A 19674-nucleotide genomic window follows, 5' to 3' on the forward strand; every position below is an offset into this window, starting at 1 on the left:
CATGATCCATGCGAACGCGCTGGCGCGAGGCCCGGTTGAGGCGCTCCCTGGTCTGGCCGAGAAGTTCGACACCGCGACGGCCAACGAAACCGACCGACCCCTCCAGGCTGCGGCTCTCTTCCAAGAGATCGCAGAGTCACTGGAGAATGGTGGTTACCGGGGCCACGCCCTTCTGATGCGCACTCGTGCCGGTGCCGCGCTGCAATCCGGCGGCGATTGCGACAGCGCCGCGATACTGTACGCCGACATCGTCGAACGCTACTCGCACACCGAGGGCCCCGACGAGGACACCGGTGTCCGACACCGTCTCAGTGAGCTCGCCCACACGGGAGAGCTGAACTCTCCTGCGAAGGAGCGCGCCGCCGCCGCATCGGTAGCTGTCAAACCGTTTGAGACGTTTCAGGCGACTTGTTCTATATCGGAGCTGGTTTCCTCCTCGACGGGTTCGTTGATCCAGACGGTTTTGGGCAGGCTGGGCGGAGTGGGCTCGCGGCGGAACCGGCCGGGGTTGGCGGCGTAGGCGGCCTGGAGCGTGCGTGCCCGCTCGGTCCGGATCTGGCCGGCGGTGCCCAGATGGACCGAGGCCGGGGTGTGCAGGCCGATACCCGAGTGCCGGTGCTCGTGGTTGTAGTAGGTGAAGAACTCCTGGCAGAAGGCGCGGGCGTGAGCGATCGAGCCGAACTGCTCGGGGAAGGCCGGGCAGTACTTCAGCGTCCGGAACTGTGCTTCGGAGTAGGGGTTGTCGTTGGACACCCGGGGCCGGCTGTGGCTTTGCGCGATGTTCAGGTCGGCCAGCAGCGCCGCGACCGGCTTGGAGGTCATCGAGGTGCCCCGGTCGGCGTGCACATGCGCGGGCGCCTGGCCGCCGTTGGCGCCCATGGCCGCGGCGATGAACTGCTCGGCCAGCTCGGCACTCTCGCGGGCGTGGACCTCCCAGTGCACGACGTAGCGCGAGTAGATGTCGAGCATGACGTACAGGTCGTAGTAGACGCCCTTGACCGGCCCCTTCAGTTTGGTGATGTCCCAGGTGAAAACCTGGGAGGGGCCGCGGGCGACCAGCTCGGGCCGCACCCTGGCCGCGTGCGTGGCCTGGCGCCGGCGCTCACGCACCTCACCGCAACCGCGCAGCAGCCGGTACATGGTGGAGATCGAACACAGGTAGACGCCCTCGTCCAGCAGCGTGGCCCACACCTGCGCGGGCGCCTTGTCGACGAACCGGGCCGAGTGTAAGACGGCCAGCACCCGCGCCCGCTCATCCCGGCTCAACGCCGCCGGGTGCGGCGCCGGTGCCGGGCGCGGGCCGAGCATCACCGGCGCGGGATGGCGGTGGCGGTGCACGGTGGCCCGCGACTTGCCTGACAGGGCGCACGCCGCGGTCACACCGAGCACGGGCTCCAAGGCGGTGAACGCCTCGTCGATCACTTCCTGGGCGGCGCGTCGTTGTCCGCGCTCTCGGAGAGCAGTTCCAAGAGCGCGTGCGCTTTTCCCATGATCTCCAGCGCCGCCTTGGTCTTGGCCAGCTCCCGCTCGGCCTTCTCCGCCCGCGCCCGCAGCCGCTCGTTCTCCTTCTCGGCCTCGCTCTTACGCGTCTTCGGCCCGGATGGCTTGGCCGCCAAAGCGTTCAACGCTCCCGCATCGCGGGCCTTGCGCCACTCGATGATGTGGGAGTGATACAGCCCCTCGCGGCGCAGCAACGCGCCCTTGGCGCCCGGCTCGGTCGCCGCGTCGTAGGCCTCGACCATCGCCAGCTTGTACTCCGGCGTGAACGAGCGCCGCTTCGGCCGATCCGATCGAGGTCCGTCACCCTTGCCCACCCCACCATCATCGGTGAGATCACCGCGGAGGTCGGCCACTGTCAAAGTCACTGTCTAAAAGATCCTGTTCTCGCCCTGATTGAGTCACAGAAGACTACTTCGTCCCCAAGTCTCACGAGAGTCTGACAGAGAGGGCATTAGCGGTCCACACCATGACGTGGCATGCCCTGGACGATCTGACATCACTTGCGACGGCGGTCGACGCCTTGGCCGACCTGGCAGACGACCACCTGCCTAAGTACATCTTGATCCTTGGCGAGGCCGCGATCGCCAGCAAGCAGCCCGAAGTGGTCATGGCACGTCTGCCCGCCATCACCGCGGCGATCGGCCAAACGTCCGGGCTCCTCCGCACCAGGCTCAACCTCGTGGTCGCGGACGTGACGGGGGACTGGCAGGACATCATCGTATCCGCCAAGCGCAGACAGCTGCCTCCGCGGGAGGGTGCGCTCGTCCGGGCGCGATATGCCCGTCACCTGACCCTCGTCGGTGAGGCCGACGCGGCGATCGAGATGTGGTGGGACGCCATCCACGAAGGCGCCTTCGAGGGTCTAGGAGACGACACCGCCGAATGGCTGTACGCCGTCCGCTCCTGCATGTCCATCTATGGTCCGGACAAAGAGTGGAAGGAGACCCATCCACTGGCCCAGGCCATGCGCGCCAGCGGCGGAACCCCTCTGCTCGACCGGCGCAGGAACCACCTTGAGGACGCGGCCACCGCGCTGAGACGCCAGAAGTACGCACGCGCAGCCCACGGCGCCCGCCGAGCTCGGCACACCGCGGTCGTCTCCGCCCACTACGCCACTGAGGAGTACGCCCTCGACCTACTGGCCGAGATCTACGCCCAGTCCAAAGAACCCGCACGGGCGGCACACCTCTACGCCCGCTGCGGTCAGAGCGAGCCGGTGGTGAAGATCCTCGGCGGTCTGGAAGACGAGTACCTCGACCTGACCTCAACTCTCACTAATCACATGCCGCACCACCGAGCCGTCGGCTTCATCGGAACGGCCGGGCAGAGCGATCTGATCCCTGACGACCAGGTCGACGATTTGGTGGACATCGCGCTGAACGAATGGGAGGGCTACTGCGCAGGACGCGTCAGGCAGAGCCAGGTGGGGCCGTCTTCGGGATTGGCCGCGCTCAAACTCCTTGCCGCGCTCATCGAGAGGGGCACCACAGCCCCGGCCTCCCGGCTGCTGGAAAGTCTTAGTCCATGGGCCCCGCGCGACGACGGCAAGTACTACTTCAGCGACCAAGACCACATCACCGCGCTGGCCGGGATTCTCTTCGGACACGAGAGCCTAGGCGAACGGGCGGCTGACCAACTGATCCAGATGATCAGCTCCGATGGTTCGGCGGCCCAGTACGTGCTGAGGCTCGCGAGTGCCGCCATCGCCGCACGTGCGGACATCTTCGCCCAACGGTTGGAGGCATTGGCACCGGGAAATCCAACGGCGGCTCGGCTGCTGGTGCGCATGGGCCGGCAGCCTTCCGACACGACAACGGCCGTCGAGGCCCGCGACCGGCTGCTTACTCCCTACAACCGCCAGTCAGGCAGGATCGACTACGCGGGTGGTCTCGGCAAGCAGGCAGCACTCGTTACGACACTGCCTGAACGTGACCGGGAAGAGGTTGCTGAGGCCCTGGTCGTTCGGGCGCAGGACCGTAAGGAGGTGTCGTCGAATAGATGCGAGGCGATGGCGGGGCTCGCCACCTTGGCCGAGTCGCTGTCACCGCCGACGCGCGAGCGCCTCTTCGAGCTGGGCATGTCCTTCGCACGGGGAGAGGAGGACGCCACCGCCTACCACGGCCCGTTCGCCGCTTCTCATCCCCTCAGCCTGTTCCGCATTGACCTCGGCACCGGCAACCTCCCCCTCGCCGGCCTGCGGTTGGCGAGTGTCACCTGCCGCGACGATCAGGCTCCGCAGGTCGACAGGCTCGGCATCAGCATCATGAGTTCCGCGGACGATCGGACTGTTCACGACGTGGCGACAGCCCTGTGCTGGCTCCCTGTGAGCTCCAATCTAACTTCACCCACGGTGCTCATCGGGCATCCCCACTCGGCTGTCCGTGCGCTGGCCGCCTCTCGTTGGGCGAGGATTCCGGAACATCGTGATGAACGGATCGGGCAACGTCTCGCTCGCGACTCGGCCGCGATCGTGCGGCGGACCATGGCCGAGGCTCTCGGAGAATCCGACCTTCCAGCACCGGATGTGCTCGACCTCCTTCTGAAGGACCACCGATATTCGGTCCGGCGATTGGCGCGCCGAACCACATGACTCAGGCGACCTTGTAGTTCTCCAGGACAGGTACTTGGCCATGCCCGCCTCCAGGTCGTTGCGCTGCCCGGAGTCTTCTTGCGGGCGGCCATCAAGCGCGTCGGTTTGCCCGGCTTAGAATGATCGTTTCTACACGGACGACGATGGCCTGCTGGCATGTGTCCGATCACGGAGGCGTTGCTACTTACGGGTCTTCCTGTTGATAAGTACATAGAGGCCTCCGGCAGCAGCCAGGCCCGCCAGCAAGGCCGAGTCGATCCCGGTGATGAGGCCGAGGGCGACCGCCCAGGCTGCTCCGGCAGTGGTGACCACGGCAAGCCCGGCCGCCGCCCCGCTTCCGATCCCGACGATCATGCCGATTGCCGCAGCGGCAATGATGATGGATAGCGATCGTGGCGAGAGCAGCGATTCCTCCGCGTCAGTAGCCCGTTCCGCATGGTGATCGCATTTGGGGTGGGGGTCAGGGCCCTCTACAGTTGCCATCGACGTCCTTACTGCTACAGACCAGTTGGACGAGGATGGCCTCCGTGAGGCTCCCCCAAGGCCGGGTAGTTAGCGTTTGCGGGTGCCTGTCAAGGGAGTGGTGGGTCGGGCGCGGCGGTGTAGACACCCGGGCCGAAGGCGGGGCGCACGTATCTTCTGTCGGCGTACACCTTGAAGCCGGCGGGCGTGCCCGCCACGAGCCGCACGTGCACCGGGGAACCCGTCACCCGATCATCGGACCGGGTGACGGGCCCACCGGCCCACTACGTCCGGATGGTCACCTCGCCATTTCCGGGAGGAGGCGTCCGCCGTTGGCGGCGATCCCCTCGGCGGACGCCTTGCCGCCCAGGTGGACGATCAGAGCGTCCGCGTCGCGGACCAGCACCGCTCGGTCCGCCGCGTTGGCCACCTCGGCGGCTCTGTCCTGGAACTTGCCCAGGTGATGCAGCGCCTGGTCGGTGTGGCCCTTCTCGTAGCTTGTGCTCGCCGACTTCAGGTAGTTGCGAAGCCGGCTCCCGAGCGAGCCCTTGACGGCGAACCTGTCGAGCAGGGTCGTGAGATCGCCGAACGACGTGGTCACCGTCAGGGTCCTGGCCTGCTCGGTCGTGTTGCCGGCCTTGTCCCTGGCGGTCACCTTGACGGTGTGCGCGCCGAGCGTGACGGCCGTCAGATCGAGAGGCTTACCGAGCTGCAGTTCCCTGTCGTCGAGCGTGGCGGTCACGGTGTCGATCCCCGACCCTCCGTCCTTGCCCTCGGCGGTGACGGTGATCTGGGCGCTGTCGCCGTAGTTCCCGTCGGCGTTCAGCCCGCCGATGGTCAGCACGGGCTTGGTGGCGTCCAGCTTCAGCGTGACGTCCTTGGCCTCCTCCTGGTTTCCGGCCTTGTCCTTCGAGCGGAAGGACACCTTGTGGGCGCCGTCGCTCGCGACCTTGAACGGGGTGGTGTAGGCGGCCCACTCGCCGTCGTCCACCTTGTACTCGGTCTTGTCGACCCCGGAACCCTCGTCGGTCGCCGTGAGCGTGACCGTCACCGGTGCGGTGTACCAGCCGGTGGGCTGCTCCGCCGGGTCCAGGGCGGCCTTGGTCACCGGCGCCTTCGTGTCCTTCGGGCCGCGGACGAGCGTGAAGTCGTCCACGTCGAAGTCCGCTCCGGTGAACACCAGGTAGAGCTTGGTGCTCCCGGAAGGGACGTTCGTGAGCGGCGTGGAGACGTCGGCGTAGGACTCCCAGCCGCCGGTGTTCGGAACGGTGACGCTGCCGAGCACGGGCCCGGTCGGTGAACCGGTGCGGATCTCGAAGCCGCCGGACGGGTTGGGTGAGGCCACCCGGGCCGTGAAGCCGGTGACACCGGTGAGGTCCACACCGTCGTACGCCGCCCAGTCGCCGGGGTTGACGAAGCCGAGCACGCTGCCGCCGTGCGCCGGGGCGTGCGGGTAGGGCTGCACGCCGTTCGCCTCCGTCCAGTTCTCGGCCTGAACCGTGACGTCACCGGTCGCGGGGCCGAGTTCCTTGATCCGGATGTTCCGGAACGCCACCTCGTCACCGTCGCCGTGGTTCTGGATGCCGACGTACCCCTGCTGGAGCGAGCGGGCAGGGTCGGTGTTGGTGAAGTCGTTGATCTTCACGCCGTTGAGGAAGATCTGCAGACGCTCACCTTCGACGCGGATCTCGTAGGTGTTCCACTGCCCCGGCGGGTTGAGCGCCTGGTCGCGGGCGGTCAGATCCGCCGACTTGAACCCGTAGACCGAGCCTGTGGTCTTCTCCGGGACGTCCGTGGCGTCGATCTGGATCTCGTAGCCGTTGTCCACCGCCGACCACGGGTCGTCGGAGGCCGGGAAGCCGACGAAGACACCGGAGTTGTCGTCGCCGCGCATCCTCCAGTCCAGCTTCAGCGAGTAGGAGTGGTACTCCTTCGCCTTGTACCAGAGCATGCCGAGGCCGCCGTGCGAGGTGAGGGTGCCGTCGGCGTTGGTGAAGCCGCCCGGCCCGGCCTGCGACCAGCCGGTCGTGCTGCCGTTGTAGATCGAGGTGTAGCCGGTCTCGGGACGGCAGTCCGCCTTGGCGTTGCCCATGGCGTAGTTGATGCCGCCGAGCAGGTGCTGCCGGAACTCCGGCTCGGCGAAGGACGAGGCGGTGTGCCCGCCGCCGGTGTAGAACGACCGTCCGCCTTCGTAGGTCTTGCACCAGGCGATCGGGTGGTCGGCACCCATGCCGCCGCCGGAGTACGAGGACTCGTCGAGAGAGGCCAGCACGTGGGCGGTGCTACGGGCATTGGAGCGGTAGTCGTACCACTCGTCGGTGCGGTTCCAGAGGGAGCCGAGGTGGGCGGTGGCCGCGTGGGCACGGTCCTCCACCTTGACGGTGGCCGGCTGGATCGCCGGGTGGGACGCGAACCACGCGCCGACCAGGCCGCCGTAGAACGGCCAGTCGTACTCGGTGTCGGCCGCGGCGTGCACGCCGACGTAGCCGCCGCCCGCCTTGATGTAGGACTCGAAGGCGGCCTGCTGGGCGTCGTCGAGCACGTCGCCGGTGGTGCTGAGGAAGACCACCGCCTTGTACTTGGCGAGGTTGCCGGTGGTGAAGGCACCCGGGTCCTCGGTCGCGGTGACCTTGAACCCCAGGTCCTTGATGGCCTGGATGCCGGCCGGGATCGAGTCGTGCCGGAAGCCGGCCGTACGCGAGAAGACCAGGACGTCGCCCTCGCCGCCGGCGCCGCCGCTGCCCGGCGTCTTCCACTTCTGGGCGTCGCTGCCGTCACAGGTCTTGATGACCATCTGCCCGGCGTTCGACCCGTCGAGGCACTTGCCCGACTGCGGGTTCTTCAGCGTGCCGTCCGACCCGATGGTCCAGTTCTGCGCGCCGACACCGGCGACGCAGTCCCAGATCTGGACCCTGGTGCCGTCGGCGGTACGGCCGCCGTCGACGTCCAGGCACTTGCCGAGTGACCGGATCGTGGATCCGCTGACCGTCCAGACCTGAGCCCCGGTGTCGTTGCACTCCCAGAGCTGCACGTTGGTGCCGTTGGCCGGGTTGGCGCCGGCGATGTCGAGGCACTTGCCGCCGACGCCGGTGATGGGGCCGATGACCGGGCCCCCGCTCGGCGGCCCGGCCGTCAGCGTGAAGTCGTCCACGTCGAAGAGCGCGCCGTCATTGCCCTTGAAGAACAGGTAGAGCTGTGTCGTTCCGGCGGGTGCGTTCGACAGGGGCGCGGAGACGTCGACGAAGGTCTCCCAGCCGCCGGTCACCGGCACGCTCACCTTGCCCAGCAGGGTGCCGGTAGGCGATCCGGCGCGCACCAGGATGGTGCCGCCCTTCCCGCCGGAGGAGACGCGGGCGGTGATTCCCTTGGCGTCGGTCAGCTCGTACGGCTTGAACGAGATCCAGTCGCCGTTGTTGATGTCACCCACCGTCTTGCCGCCGTGCGCCTGCCCCTTGCTGATGGGGTTGACTCCCGACGCGGCCGTGTAGTGCTCGGCCTGCCGGTGCCGCGGCTGCAGGATGTGCTGGGTGTGCGTGGTCAGGCCGCCCTTGTCGGTGTACTCGGCGTCGAACACCGCGAAGATGTTCGCGGCGTCGTCGTGCTCGCCGTCGACCGGGATGGTCAGGTCGCCCGAGCAGCCGTTCTTCGCGGTGATCTGGTGACCGTGGCTGTCGTGGCCGAGCACGTAGGTCATCTTGACCTTCGCGCAGTCGATGTCACCGTCTTCCGGGTCGGTCACCTTGATCTTGAACGGGACGGTGTCGCCCCACTGGAACAGCTGACCCTCGCCGGGCAGCTCCACGGCCACGGTAGGCGCCGTGTTGCCCACCGTGATCAGTACGCTCGCGTTGCCGGTGTTGCCGGCGGGGTCGCTCACGGTGAGCTTCGCGCTGTACTGGCCGTCGGTCGTGTACGTCTTGACCGGGTTCGGATCGGTGGAGGTGGAGCCGTCCCCGAAGTCCCAGGCGTAGGTGAGTGCGGCGCCCTCCGGATCGGCGGAGCCGGCCGAGGAGAACGTCACGGTCAGCGGGGTCCTGCCCGAGGTCTTGTCGGCCTTGACCACGGCGATCGGTGCACGGTCGCGGCCCTTGATGTACTCGAAACGGTACAAGGCGGAGTTCGCGTCGCCGCCGAAGTAGCCCGAGCCGTAGTCGAGCACGTACAGCGCGCCGTCCGGGCCGAACGCCAGATCCATCACCTGGGTGCCGGTCCAAGGGAAGTCCGTGATGCCGCCGGGTGTCCCGTCGCCGTTGACGTCGATCGCCTTGATCCAGCGCCGGCCGAACTCACCGGCGAAGAAGTGGCCGTCCAGGTCCTCGGGGAACTTCACCTCGGACTTCAGGCCGCCGTCGTAGTGGTAGACCGGGCCGCCCATGGGGGACTCGGAGCCGCCGCCGAACTCCGGCGGCGAGCCGGCGTCACCGCCGTACCGGATCCAGGCGGGCTGCGCGGGCGGCAGCGTGCGCAGGCCGGTGTTGCGGAAGGAGTCGTTGTTCGGCCCGCCCCCGGCGCAGTCGTACTTCTGCCCGGAGGGCCCTGCGGGGAAGGTGAAGTGGTTGTAGGTCTCGGCCAGCGTGTTGGTGCCCGTGCAGTACGGCCAGCCGTAGTTGCCGGGGCCGGTGACACGGTCGAACTCGACCTGGCCGCTCGGTCCCCGGTTGGGGTCGCTGGTGCCCGCGTCGGGGCCGTAGTCGCCCACGTAGACGATGCCGGTGGACTTGTCGACGGTCAGCCGGAACGGGTTGCGGAAGCCCATGGCGTAGATCTCGGGCCTGGTGTTCGCGGTCCCCGGCGGGAACAGGTTGCCCTCGGGGATGTCGTAGGTCCCATCCGGCTTGACCTTGATCCGCAGGATCTTGCCGCGCAGGTCGTTGGTGTTCCCGGCGCTGCGCTGGGCGTCGTAGGCGGGGTTGCGGTCGGTCCGCTCGTCAAGCGGGGAGTAGCCCGCCGAGTCGAAGGGGTTGGAGTCGTCGCCGGTGCTCAGGTAGAGGTTGCCCGCGGCGTCGAAGTCCATGTCGCCGCCCACGTGGCAGCACATACCCCGGTCGGCCGCCACGTCGAGCACCTTGACCTCGCTCGCCATGTCGAGCGTCCAGTCGGGCTTGACCGTGAACCTGGAGAGCCGGTTCACCCCCTTCCACGCGGAGAAGTCGGACGCGGTGGCCGGAGCGTCGCCGTCGGGGGTGTTGAGGCGGGGCGCGTAGTAGAGGTAGACGAACCGGTTGGTCGCGAAGCCCGGATCGGCGGCGACTCCCTGGAGCCCCTCCTCGTCGTGGGTGTAGACGTTCAGGGCGCCCACCACGGCGGTGTCGCCGCGCGCGTCGGTGCGCCGCAGGATCCCTTCGCGCGAGGTGTGCAGCACCGACAGGTCGGGCAGCACGGTCATGGTCATCGGCTCGCCCATGTCGGCGACGCCCTTGGCCATCTCCACGCGCTGGTAGTCGGCGGGGTCGATGGCCGCCGTGTGCGCCTCGGCGGGGGCGGCCACCGTCAGCACGGTCAGGCCTGTGGCGGTTATGAGTAAGGCGCAGGTCTGCGCGATCCAACTTCTGATGCGGGCCGTCGGCCGCCTGGGGGGCATGGCGGAGTCCCTTCCTCGGTGCGCGGTCGCCTCACAGTTCCTCGGCGAGCACGGTGATCGTCCCGACAGTAAGCCATCTTTTGATGCCTTGTGAAGATTGTCCGCCCAAAACCGCAGAACTTTCGCTGGCGGCAGCGAAAGTTGTTCGCCTCACTGGCAAGAGGACCGAAGCGTGGATCGTCGTCCCCTCAGCCGGCGGCGGGCGGTCCCACCCGCCGTTGGACTTCTCCGGATAGTTATGGCCGCTGGTGATGTGAGGCGTTGACTTCCTCTGTCGGATTCATCACTCTCTAGTTCACTCAGGAGTGCGATCGGGTGAACGGGAGTGATGTGACCGGCCTGCGCGTGCTGGCGGTGGACGACGAGCAGCCGGCGCTGGAGGATCTGGCGTACCTGCTCAGGGCCGATCCGCGTATCGGCGAGGTCGCCATGGCCCGCGACGGCGCGTCGGCGCTGAAGATGCTCGACCGCGCCATGGCCGACGGCAGGCCAGTGGAGGCGGTGTTCCTCGACATCCGGATGCGCGGTCTGGACGGCGTGGTGCTCGGCCGCCTGCTGGCCCAGTTCGCCCGGCCTCCCCGGGTCGTGTTCGTCACCGCCTACGAAGAGCACGCGGTGGACGCGTTCGAGATCAAGGCCGAGGACTACCTGCTCAAGCCGGTACGGCCCGAGCGGCTCGCCGAGGCGATCCGCCGGGTGTGCGCCGCCATCCCGGACGCCCCCGATTCGGTGGAGGACGCCGCCCGCACGGCGCCGGACGCCGAGACCATCCCGGTCGAGCTGGCGGGGATCACCCGCTTCGTCGCCAGCTCCGACGTCCGGTACGTGGAGGCGCAGGGCGACTACGCCCGGCTCCACACGGCCGCGGGCAGCCACCTGGTGCGCATCCCGCTCGCCGCGCTGGAGGAGCGCTGGGCCGCCGCCGGGTTCGTCCGCGTGCACCGCAGCCACCTGGTCGCCGTCAAGCACATCGACGAGCTGCACATCGACTCCGGGCGCTGCACGGTCCGGATCGGCGACACCGAGATCCCGGTCAGCCGCCGCCACACCCGCGAGCTCCGCGACCTGCTCGTACGACGTGCCAGGAAGGGCCGTACCGATTGACGCCGGGGACGCGATGGGGCCGCGTGGGGATGAGGGCAGACGCGGGGACGAGGCGCGGCGCGGAGGGGCGCGCCGAATGACGCCGAAGACGCCCGAACGGCCGAAGCGGCAGGTCGTCACCAGCCCTCGCACGACGGCGGCGCGCAGGCCCCGCTACCCGGTCACCATGGAGATCGACGAGCAGACGCGCCTCGGCGAGGTCTACATGCGCTCGCTGGTCCGCACCCAGTTCCGGCTGGCCCTGTTCGTCTGCACGGTGCTCGGGTGCGTGATCGGCGGGCTGCCGCTGCTGTTCCTGCTGGTCCCCGACCTGCGCGAGGTGCGCATGTTCGGCCTGCCGCTGCCGTGGGTGGTGCTCGCCGGACTGATCTATCCGGCGTTCGTCGCCGGCGCCTGGCTGTACGTGCGGCAGGCCGAGCGCAACGAGCGCCACTTCGCCGACCTGGTCGAGCGCCAGTGAGCACGCCCCCCGGGCGGCGCGCGGGCGAAGTCACGGGCAGAGTCGCGGGCAGAGTTGCGGGCAGGGCCCCGTGAGCGCCGCGCTGGGGCTCACGGCAGTGATCGTCGTGGTGGTGGCCGCGATCCTCATCGGGGCCTTCGGGCTGCGGCTGTCGCGGACGACCTCCGACTTCTACGTCGCCTCGCGAACGGTCTCGCCACTGTGGAACGCCTCGGCGATCGGCGGGGAGTACCTCTCGGCGGCCTCCTTCCTCGGCATCGCCGGGCTGATCCTCGCCTACGGCGCCGACATGCTGTGGCTGCCGGTGGGCTGGACCGGCGGCTACCTGGTGCTGCTCGTGCTGGTCTCGGCCCCGCTGCGCAGGTCGGGCGCCTACACGCTGCCCGACTTCGCCGAGGCCCGCCTTGAGTCGATGGCCGTGCGGCGGGTGGCCAGCGTGCTCGTCGTGCTGATCGGCTGGCTGTACCTGATGCCGCAGTTCCAGAGCGCCGGCCTGGTGTTCCGTACGATCACCGGGGCGCCGCCGTGGGTGGGCGGCCTGCTCGTGGCCGTCGTCGTCGCGGCCAACGTGCTGTCAGGGGGGATGCGCTCGATCACCTTCGTCCAGGCGTTCCAGTACTGGCTGAAGCTGACCGCGCTGGCCCTGCCCGTGGTGTTCCTGCTGTTCGCCTGGTATGGGCTCGGCAAGCCGGGGCTGGGCCGCGACGCGCCCCCGGTCTTCGCCGACGCGGTGACCGTCGCGGTGAGCGCCGACGTGACCGTCCGGTTCGAGCGGCAGACCGTGGTCACGGCCACCGGCCGCGTGGACGGCCGGGAGGTGCGCGGGGAGCGGCTCACGCTGCCGCCGGGGAACCACACGATCAGGCACGACACGACGGTGGCGTTCCCGGCGGGCGCGCCCGTGCCGCACGTCGAGAGCCTTCCCGTGCTGACCGGCCACCAGTGGGCGCTCCCGCTGCACGGCCGCGAGCACCCGCTGTACGCGACCTACTCGCTCATCCTCGCCACCTTCCTCGGCACCATGGGCCTGCCGCACGTTCTCGTGCGGTTCTACACCAACCCCGACGGCCGGGCCGCCCGTCGCACCACGCTCGTGGTGCTGACCCTGCTCGGCGCGTTCTACCTGCTCCCGGCGGTCTACGGCGCCCTCGGGCGTCTCTACACGCCCGAGCTGCTCATGACGGGCCGTACGGACGCGGTGGTGCTGACCCTGCCGGGCCGTATGGTCGGCGGGACGGCGGGGGAGCTGCTCGGCGCCCTGGTCACCGCCGGGGCCTTCGCGGCGTTCCTGTCCACCTCCTCGGGGCTCGCGGTGTCGGTGGCCGGGGTCATCGGGCAGGACATCCTGCGCGGGGGAGTGCCGAGCTTCCGCGCCGCCACGCTGCTCGCGGTGACGGTGCCGCTCGTGCTGGCCACGATGGCCAGGTCACTCGCCGTCGCGGACGTGGTGGGGCTGGCCTTCGCCGTGGCCGCCTCGTCGTTCTGCCCGCTGCTCGTGCTCGGCATCTGGTGGCGGCGGCTGACCACCACGGGAGCCATGGCCGGGCTGCTCGCCGGGGGAGGGCTGGCGAGCGTCGCCGTGATCGCGGTCATCACCGGCGGCCCGTACACCGGCTGGACGGGCGCGCTGCTCGCGCAGCCGGCGGCGTGGACGGTCCCGATCTCCTTCGGCGTGATGATCGTCATGTCGCTGCTCACCCCAGGGCGGGTGCCGCGAGGGGTGGCGCGCACGATGGTGCGGCTGCACGCGCCCGAGACGCTCAACGTCAACCGGGGTGACTGGCGGCCCCGCTCCACCTGAGGCTCCACCTGAGCGGCCGTGCGGCGGCCGGGCGCGGGGACCACTCGTCGCGTGGAATGCGCCTTTCGGCGCAGGGCCCGGCCACGTGAGCGACGGGTAGGGGCGACTTGGCGATGATGCGGCCCGGAGCCCTCCGCCCGGGCCCCCGGACCCTTCTACGGTAAGCGTGATACAGATCACAACGTGGAGGTCTCGTGGCCACTCAACAAGACGAGTCATCGGCATACGAACAGGTGCAGGCCGGCCCGGAGTTCCAGGAGCTGCGCCGTCGTTACCGCGGCTGGGCGTTCCCGGTGACCGTCGCCTTCCTTGTGTGGTACCTGCTGTACGTGGTCCTGTCCGGCTGGGCACGTGGCTTCATGGGCACCAAGGTCTTCGGAAACATCAACGTGGCGCTGATCTTCGGCGTTCTGCAGTTCGTGTCGACGTTCCTGATCGCGTGGGCGTACTCGCGGCATGCCGCCGGCAAGCTCGACCCGCTGTCCGACAAGCTTCGCGGTGAGATCGAGGGGACGTCCTCCAATGAGTAACCACGCCCTCTCGATCGCGCTTTTCGTCCTGTTCGTCGCCGCGACCCTGGGCATCACCTTCTGGGCGAGCCGCCATACCAAGAACGCCGCCGACTTCTACGCGGGCGGCCGGTCGTTCAGTGGCGTGCAGAACGGCCTCGCCATCGGCGGCGACTACATGTCCGCCGCGTCGTTCCTCGGCATCGCGGGCATCATCGCGCTGTCCGGGTACGACGGCTTCCTGTACTCGATCGGGTTCCTCGTCGCCTGGCTGGTGGCCCTGCTGCTGGTCGCCGAGCTGATGCGGAACTCCGGCAAGTACACGATGGCCGACGTGCTGGCGTTCCGGATGAGCCCGCGCCCCGTCCGTACGGCCGCCGGGGTCTCGACGATCACGGTCAGCATCTTCTATCTGCTCGCCCAGATGGTCGGCGCGGGCGCGCTGGTCGGCCTGCTGTTCGGCATCACCTCCCCCGCGGGCAAGGCGGGCACGATCGTGGTCGTCGGCCTGCTGATGATCGTCTACGTGGTCGTCGGCGGCATGAAGGGCACCACCTGGGTGCAGATCGTCAAGGCCGTGCTGCTGATGACGGGCGCCGCCCTGGTGACCCTGCTCGTCCTCGGGCACTTCGGCTTCAACCTCTCCAGCCTCCTCGGCAGCGCCGCGCAGGCGAGCGGGAAGGGGCAGCAGTTCCTGGAGCCGGGGCTGAAGTACGGCGTGGAGGCCAAGGGCCTGGCGAGCAAGCTCGACCTGATCAGCCTCGGGCTGGCTCTGGTGCTCGGCACGGCGGGCCTGCCGCACATCCTCATCCGCTTCTACACCGTGCCGACCGCCAAGGTCGCCCGCAAGTCGGTCCTGTGGGGCATCGGCATCATCGGCGTGTTCTACCTGCTCACGCTGGTGCTGGGCTTCGGCGCCGCCGCCCTGGTCGGCAGCAAGGAGATCGCGGCCCAGAACGCGGCCGGCAACACCGCCGCTCCCCAGCTCGCGCTGAAGATCGGACAGCTGATCTTCGGTGACGTCGGGGGCACGATCCTGCTCGCGGTCATCGCCGCAGTGGCCTTCGCGACGATCCTCGCGGTGGTCGCGGGCCTGACGCTGGCCTCCTCGTCGAGCTTCGCCCACGACCTCTACGCGCACGTCTTCAAGCGGGGGAACACGACCGAGCAGCAGGAGATCAAGGTCGCGCGGATCGCCGCCTTCGCCATCGGCGCGGTCTCGATCATCCTCGGTATCTTCGCGCAGAACCTCAACGTGGCGTTCCTGGTCGCGCTGGCGTTCGCGGTCGCCGCGTCGGGCAACCTCCCCGCCATCCTCTACAGCCTGTTCTGGAAGAGGTTCAACACGGCGGGGGCGGTCTCGGCGATCTACGGCGGCCTGGCGTCGGCCCTGATCCTGGTGATCTTCTCGCCGGTCGTCTCGGGCGCGAAGACGTCGCTGTTCCCGACCGTGGACTTCCACTGGTTCCCGCTGGAGAACCCGGGCCTGGTCTCGATCCCGCTCGGCTTCCTCGCCGGGTACATCGGGACGGTGCTCAGCAAGGAGTTCAACGCGCAGAAGTACGCCGAGATCGAGGTCCGCTCGCTCACCGGCGCCGGCGCCGAGAAGGCCGTCTACCACTGAGACACGCGGCTCCCGGCGAACCCCCCTCACGCCGGGAGCCGTGGACGGCGGGGAACGGCTTCCCGAAACTGCCCGGTCGCGGGTCTCCCTCACCTCCAGAGGCCCCGCGACCGGGCCTCGCCGTCTCCACGGACCTCTTTGCGAGCCTGGCCGTTTCCACGGCTCCACCGTCCCTAGGCCGAGGCCTCGTCGAGCAGCCGGACCTCCTCGGGGGACAGCACCAGGTCAGCCGCCGCGACCAGCGCGGGAACCTGCTCGGGCACCCGGGCGCTGGCGATCGGCGCGGCGACGGTGGGCCTGGTCAGCAACCAGGCGAGCGCCACGGTCGCCGGCTCGACACCGTGCTCGGCGGCGACCTTGTCCAGGGCCTCCAGCACGCGGCGGCCCCGCTCGGTCTGGAGGTAGGGCGAGGCGCCGCCCGCCCGCGCCGAGTCGACGCTGAGGCCGGGCCGGTACTTCCCGGTCAGAAAACCCTTGGCGAGGGCGAAGTACGGCACGCTGGACAGGCCCTCGCGGGCGACCACCTCTTCGAGCCGCCCCTCGTACCTCTCGCGCTCCACGAGGTTGTAGTGCTGCTGGAGGGCGACGTACCTGGCGAGGCCCAGCCGGTCGGACACCGCCAGCGCCTCCTCCAGGCGGCCGGCCTCGTAGTTGGAGGCGCCGATGTGGCGCACCTTGCCCTCGCGGACCAGCTCGTCGAAGGCGGTGAGCGTCTCCTCCAGGGGAGTGCTCCGGTCGTCGGAGTGCGCGTAGTACAGGTCGATCCTGTCGGTGCGCAGCCGCCGCAGCGAGCCCTCGGCCGAGGTGCGGATGTTGGCCGCCGACAGGCCCTCGGCTCCGGGCTGCTGGCCGACCTTGGTGGCGACGACGAGGGAGTCGCGGTTGCCGCGCTCCGCCATCCACTCGCCGATGATCGTCTCGGACTCGCCGCCCTCGTTGCCGGGGATCCACGCCGAGTACGAGTCGGCGGTGTCGATGAAGTCGCCTCCCGCCTCGGCGTAGGCGTCGAGGACCGCGAAGGAGGTGTCACGGTCGGCCGTCCACCCGAAGACGTTGCCGCCCAGGCACAACGGGAAGACCGTGAGGTCCGTCTTATCAATATTTTTCATGATCTGAACCTATGTTGGTGATCGACAGCGCTTGCCGCGCGGGCGGCGTGCAGGTCGCTACCGCCCCGGACCTTCATCTTCCTCCCCGTCAGGCGGCGCATCTCGCCGGGCCCGCCGAGATCGTCGAGATCGTCGCGGGGAGGAGGGGTCAGGTGCGGCCGAGGAAGGCAAGGAGGCGGTCGAGGGGCCAGGTGTTGATGACGTCGCCCGGGGTCAGCCAGGCGCGCTGGGCGATGCCGACGCCGAAGCGCTGGTTGTCCAGGTGCGGCACGGCGTGGGAGTCGCTGTCGATGGAGAACTTCACGCCGTGGTGGCGCGCGAGCCGGGCGAGATCGGAGGGAAGGTCGGCGCGGTCGGGGTAGGCGTCGATCTCCATCGCGGTGCCCGTGCGCGCCGCCGCCGCGAAGACCGCCGCCCAGTCGGCGTCCACGGAGGGCCGCTTGCCGATCTTGCGGGTCGTGGGGTGGCCGATGATGTGGACGTCAGGGTTCTCGCACGCGGTGATGAACCGGCGGGTCATCTCGTCGCGTGACTGGGTGAAGTGCGAGTGCACGGACGCGACGCAGACGTCGAAGCCCGCAAGGACCTCGGCCGGCCAGTCGACGGTGCCGTCGGGCGCGATGTTGAGCTCGGTGCCGTGCAGCAGCCGCATGCCGGGATACGACGCCTGGAGCCGGTGCAGCCGCTCGCGCTGCTCCAGCGCCTTGTTGAGGGTCATGCGCTGCATGAACAGGTTGGGCGCGTGGTCGGTGACCGCGTAGTACGCGTACCCGCGCCCGGCCCCCGCCTCGACCATCTCCTCCAGCGTGGCGATGCCGTCGGTCAGGTCGGTGTGGGTGTGCAGGTCGCCCCTGAGGTCGGCGAGGGTCACCAGCTCGGGAAGCTCTCCGCGCAGGGCCGCCTCGATCTCGCCGCCGTCCTCTCGCAGCGGGGGCGGCACCCAGCGCATGCCGAGCGCCTCGTAGATCTCCTCCTCGGTCCTTCCTGCGATCACGGTCTCGCCCTCGAACAGGCCGTACTCCGACAGCTTCCAGCCGCGCTTCACGCACATCTCGCGCAGCCGTACGTTGTGCTCCTTGGAGCCGGTGAAGTACTGCATCGCCGCGCCCCACGACTCGGCCGGCACCAGGCGGAGATCGACCTGGAGGCCCTGCGTGGTGCGCACCGAGGTCTTCAGCCCGCCGCTCGCGATGACCTCCGCGACGTACGGCTGCCGCCTGAACTCCTCCATCAGCGTCGCCGGCCCGACGGCCAGGATGTCGATGTCGCCGACCGTGTCCTTCATGCGGCGCAGCGACCCGGCGTAGGCGATCCTCTCGGCGGGGAGCGAGGCGATGACGCGCTCGGCGAGGTCCATGGCGACGCCGAGGTGCACCCGCTCACCCGCCTGCTGGAGCTGCTCGATGCCCTTGAGGATGTTCTCCTCGCTCTTGGCCCCGAACCCGCGCAGCCCGGCGAGCCTGCCCGCGCGGATCGCCTCGGCCAGCGCCTCGGGGGAGGCGATGCCGAGCTCCTGGAAGAGGAAGACGGCCTTCTTCGGCCCGAGGGAGGGGATGCGCGTCAGCTTGCGCACGCCGTCGGGCACCTGGAGGCGCAGGTCGTCGAGCTGCCGGAAGCTCCCCCGCTGGAGGAACTCCTCCATCTTCTTCGCGATGGCCTCGCCCACGCCCGGCACCCTGCGGACGTCCACCTGCGAGATGTCCTCGGGAAAGCCCGCGATGGCCTTGGCGGCCTTCTGGTAACTGCGCACCCGGAAGGCGTCGCCGCCGTTCATCGCGAACAGCTCGGCATACTCCTCCAGCGCCGCCGCCGCTTCGTCGTTCGCCCGCCCCATGCCCTCAGCCTACCGAGGCCGCAGGACCGGGCCCGGCCGGAATACGGGTCGCCGCGGGGCTCGTCATCTCGGTGGCGTGACCCGAGACGGCGAGCCCCATGCGGTACTAGTGGGCCACCGGACGGTCCACGTACGGCTCGGCGAGGGAGGCGAGCTCCTTGTCGGACAGGGTGAGGCCCACGGCCGCGACCGCGTCGTCCAGGTGGCGCTCCTTGGTCGCCCCGACGATCGGCGCGTTCACGCCGGGCTGGGCGAGCAGCCAGGCCAGGCCCACCTGCGCGGGGGGGACGTCGCGCTCGGCGGCGATCTGGGCGACCCGGTCGAGGACCGCCGCGTCACCCGGCCCCCCGTACAGCGCGGTGATCCGCCCGTCGGAGCCCGCGCGGGTCGTGCTCTGGTCCTGCGAGCCCGCCCTGGCCACCAGGCCGCGCGCCAGCGGGCTCCACGGGATCAGCCCGACCCCCTGGTCCACGCAGAGCGGGACCATCTCGCGCTCCTCCTCTCTGTAGAGGAGGTTGTAGTGGTTCTGCATGGAGACGAACCTGGTCCAGCCGTTGACCTCGGCGACGTGCTGGGCCTTGGCGAACTGCCAGGCGTACATCGTGGAGGCGCCGATGTAGCGCGCCTTTCCGGACCGTACGACGTCGTGGAGGGCCTCCATCGTCTCCTCGATGGGGGTGTGGTCGTCCCAGCGGTGGATCTGGTAGAGGTCCACGTAGTCGGTGCCGAGGCGCCTCAGCGAGGCGTCGATCGCGGCGTGGATGTGCTTGCGCGACAGGCCGCTGTCGTTGACGGCCTGTCCCACGGGGAAGAAGACCTTGGTGGCGAGCACGTAGTCCTCGCGGTTGGGGAAGATCTTGCGGAGCAGCCGCCCGGTGACCTCCTCGCTGCTGCCGGCCGAGTAGACGTCGGCGGTGTCGAAGAAGGTCACCCCCGCCTCGGCGGCCCTGCGTACGAGGGGCTCGCTCTTCTCCTCGTCCAGCACCCAGTCCTGCCACTTGGCCGGGTCGCCGTAGCTCATCATCCCGAGGCAGATCCGGGACACCTTCATACCGGTGGTACCAAGCCTGATGTAGTCCATTTCAATACCTCCTGGTGGA

Annotated in this window: 13 protein-coding genes; 6 read left to right on the forward strand and 7 right to left on the reverse strand. The window is 69.2% G+C overall.

The window, feature by feature from the left end; genetic code table 11:
* Positions 1 to 399: 399 nt before the first annotated feature.
* A protein-coding gene (locus ACOZ38_RS14030; RefSeq protein WP_424530970.1) for an IS3 family transposase occupies positions 400 to 1865 on the reverse strand; the annotation gives its coding sequence in 2 pieces (ribosomal slippage) (positions 400 to 1478 and positions 1478 to 1865; 1467 coding nt in all).
* 101 nt (positions 1866 to 1966) lie between these two features.
* Between ACOZ38_RS14030 and ACOZ38_RS14035 the strand changes: the two genes are divergently transcribed.
* On the forward strand, positions 1967 to 4090 hold the full coding sequence (locus ACOZ38_RS14035) for a hypothetical protein (RefSeq protein ID WP_424530971.1): 2124 nt from the start codon (positions 1967 to 1969) through the stop codon (positions 4088 to 4090).
* Positions 4091 to 4270: 180 nt separating this feature from the next.
* Here ACOZ38_RS14035 and ACOZ38_RS14040 read toward each other — a convergent pair whose 3' ends face one another.
* The 3 genes from ACOZ38_RS14040 to ACOZ38_RS14050 form a co-directional block, all read right to left on the reverse strand.
* Positions 4271 to 4573 carry a hypothetical protein gene (locus ACOZ38_RS14040; RefSeq protein ID WP_424530973.1) on the reverse strand — a complete coding sequence of 101 codons (303 nt, stop codon included), beginning with the start codon at positions 4571 to 4573 and terminating at the stop codon, positions 4271 to 4273.
* 89 nt (positions 4574 to 4662) lie between these two features.
* Positions 4663 to 4800: a hypothetical protein gene (locus tag ACOZ38_RS14045; RefSeq protein ID WP_424530975.1), complete on the reverse strand. Its 138-nt coding sequence runs from the start codon at positions 4798 to 4800 to the stop codon at positions 4663 to 4665.
* A gap of 50 nt (positions 4801 to 4850) precedes the next feature.
* On the reverse strand, positions 4851 to 10049 hold the full coding sequence (locus ACOZ38_RS14050; protein WP_424530976.1) for a ThuA domain-containing protein: 5199 nt from the start codon (positions 10047 to 10049) through the stop codon (positions 4851 to 4853).
* Between the two features lie 414 nt (positions 10050 to 10463).
* On the opposite strand from ACOZ38_RS14050, the gene ACOZ38_RS14055 reads away from it, so the two are divergent.
* The 5 genes from ACOZ38_RS14055 (at position 10464) to ACOZ38_RS14075 (ending at position 15631) form a co-directional block, all read left to right on the forward strand.
* Positions 10464 to 11237 carry a LytR/AlgR family response regulator transcription factor gene (locus ACOZ38_RS14055; RefSeq protein WP_405151972.1) on the forward strand — a complete coding sequence of 258 codons (774 nt, stop codon included), beginning with the start codon at positions 10464 to 10466 and terminating at the stop codon, positions 11235 to 11237.
* A gap of 76 nt (positions 11238 to 11313) precedes the next feature.
* A complete protein-coding gene (locus ACOZ38_RS14060; protein ID WP_424530978.1) occupies positions 11314 to 11697 on the forward strand; it encodes a hypothetical protein in 384 nt (127 codons plus the stop codon).
* 70 nt (positions 11698 to 11767) lie between these two features.
* Entirely contained in the window at positions 11768 to 13498 is a 1731-nt protein-coding gene (locus ACOZ38_RS14065; protein ID WP_424530979.1) for a cation acetate symporter, read from the forward strand.
* Positions 13499 to 13692: 194 nt separating this feature from the next.
* Entirely contained in the window at positions 13693 to 14028 is a 336-nt protein-coding gene (locus ACOZ38_RS14070) for a DUF485 domain-containing protein (RefSeq protein WP_405147012.1), read from the forward strand.
* Complete coding sequence (locus ACOZ38_RS14075; protein WP_424530981.1) at positions 14021 to 15631, forward strand: solute symporter family protein; 1611 nt, start codon at positions 14021 to 14023, stop codon at positions 15629 to 15631. The genes ACOZ38_RS14070 and ACOZ38_RS14075 overlap by 8 nt, the downstream gene beginning before the upstream one ends.
* 173 nt (positions 15632 to 15804) lie before the next feature.
* Here ACOZ38_RS14075 and ACOZ38_RS14080 read toward each other — a convergent pair whose 3' ends face one another.
* The 3 genes from ACOZ38_RS14080 to ACOZ38_RS14090 form a co-directional block, all read right to left on the reverse strand.
* A complete protein-coding gene (locus tag ACOZ38_RS14080) occupies positions 15805 to 16740 on the reverse strand; it encodes an aldo/keto reductase (RefSeq protein WP_424530983.1) in 936 nt (311 codons plus the stop codon).
* A gap of 148 nt (positions 16741 to 16888) precedes the next feature.
* The gene (gene polX, locus ACOZ38_RS14085; RefSeq protein ID WP_424530985.1) at positions 16889 to 18574 is read right to left on the reverse strand and encodes a DNA polymerase/3'-5' exonuclease PolX; all 1686 of its coding nucleotides are present in this window, start codon (positions 18572 to 18574) and stop codon (positions 16889 to 16891) included.
* Between the two features lie 106 nt (positions 18575 to 18680).
* Positions 18681 to 19655, reverse strand: a complete 975-nt coding sequence (locus ACOZ38_RS14090) for an aldo/keto reductase (protein ID WP_424530986.1) — start codon at positions 19653 to 19655, stop codon at positions 18681 to 18683.
* Positions 19656 to 19674 lie beyond the last annotated feature (19 nt).

Source organism: Sphaerisporangium viridialbum (assembly GCF_049674955.1).
Taxonomy (GTDB): domain Bacteria; phylum Actinomycetota; class Actinomycetes; order Streptosporangiales; family Streptosporangiaceae; genus Sphaerisporangium; species Sphaerisporangium viridialbum.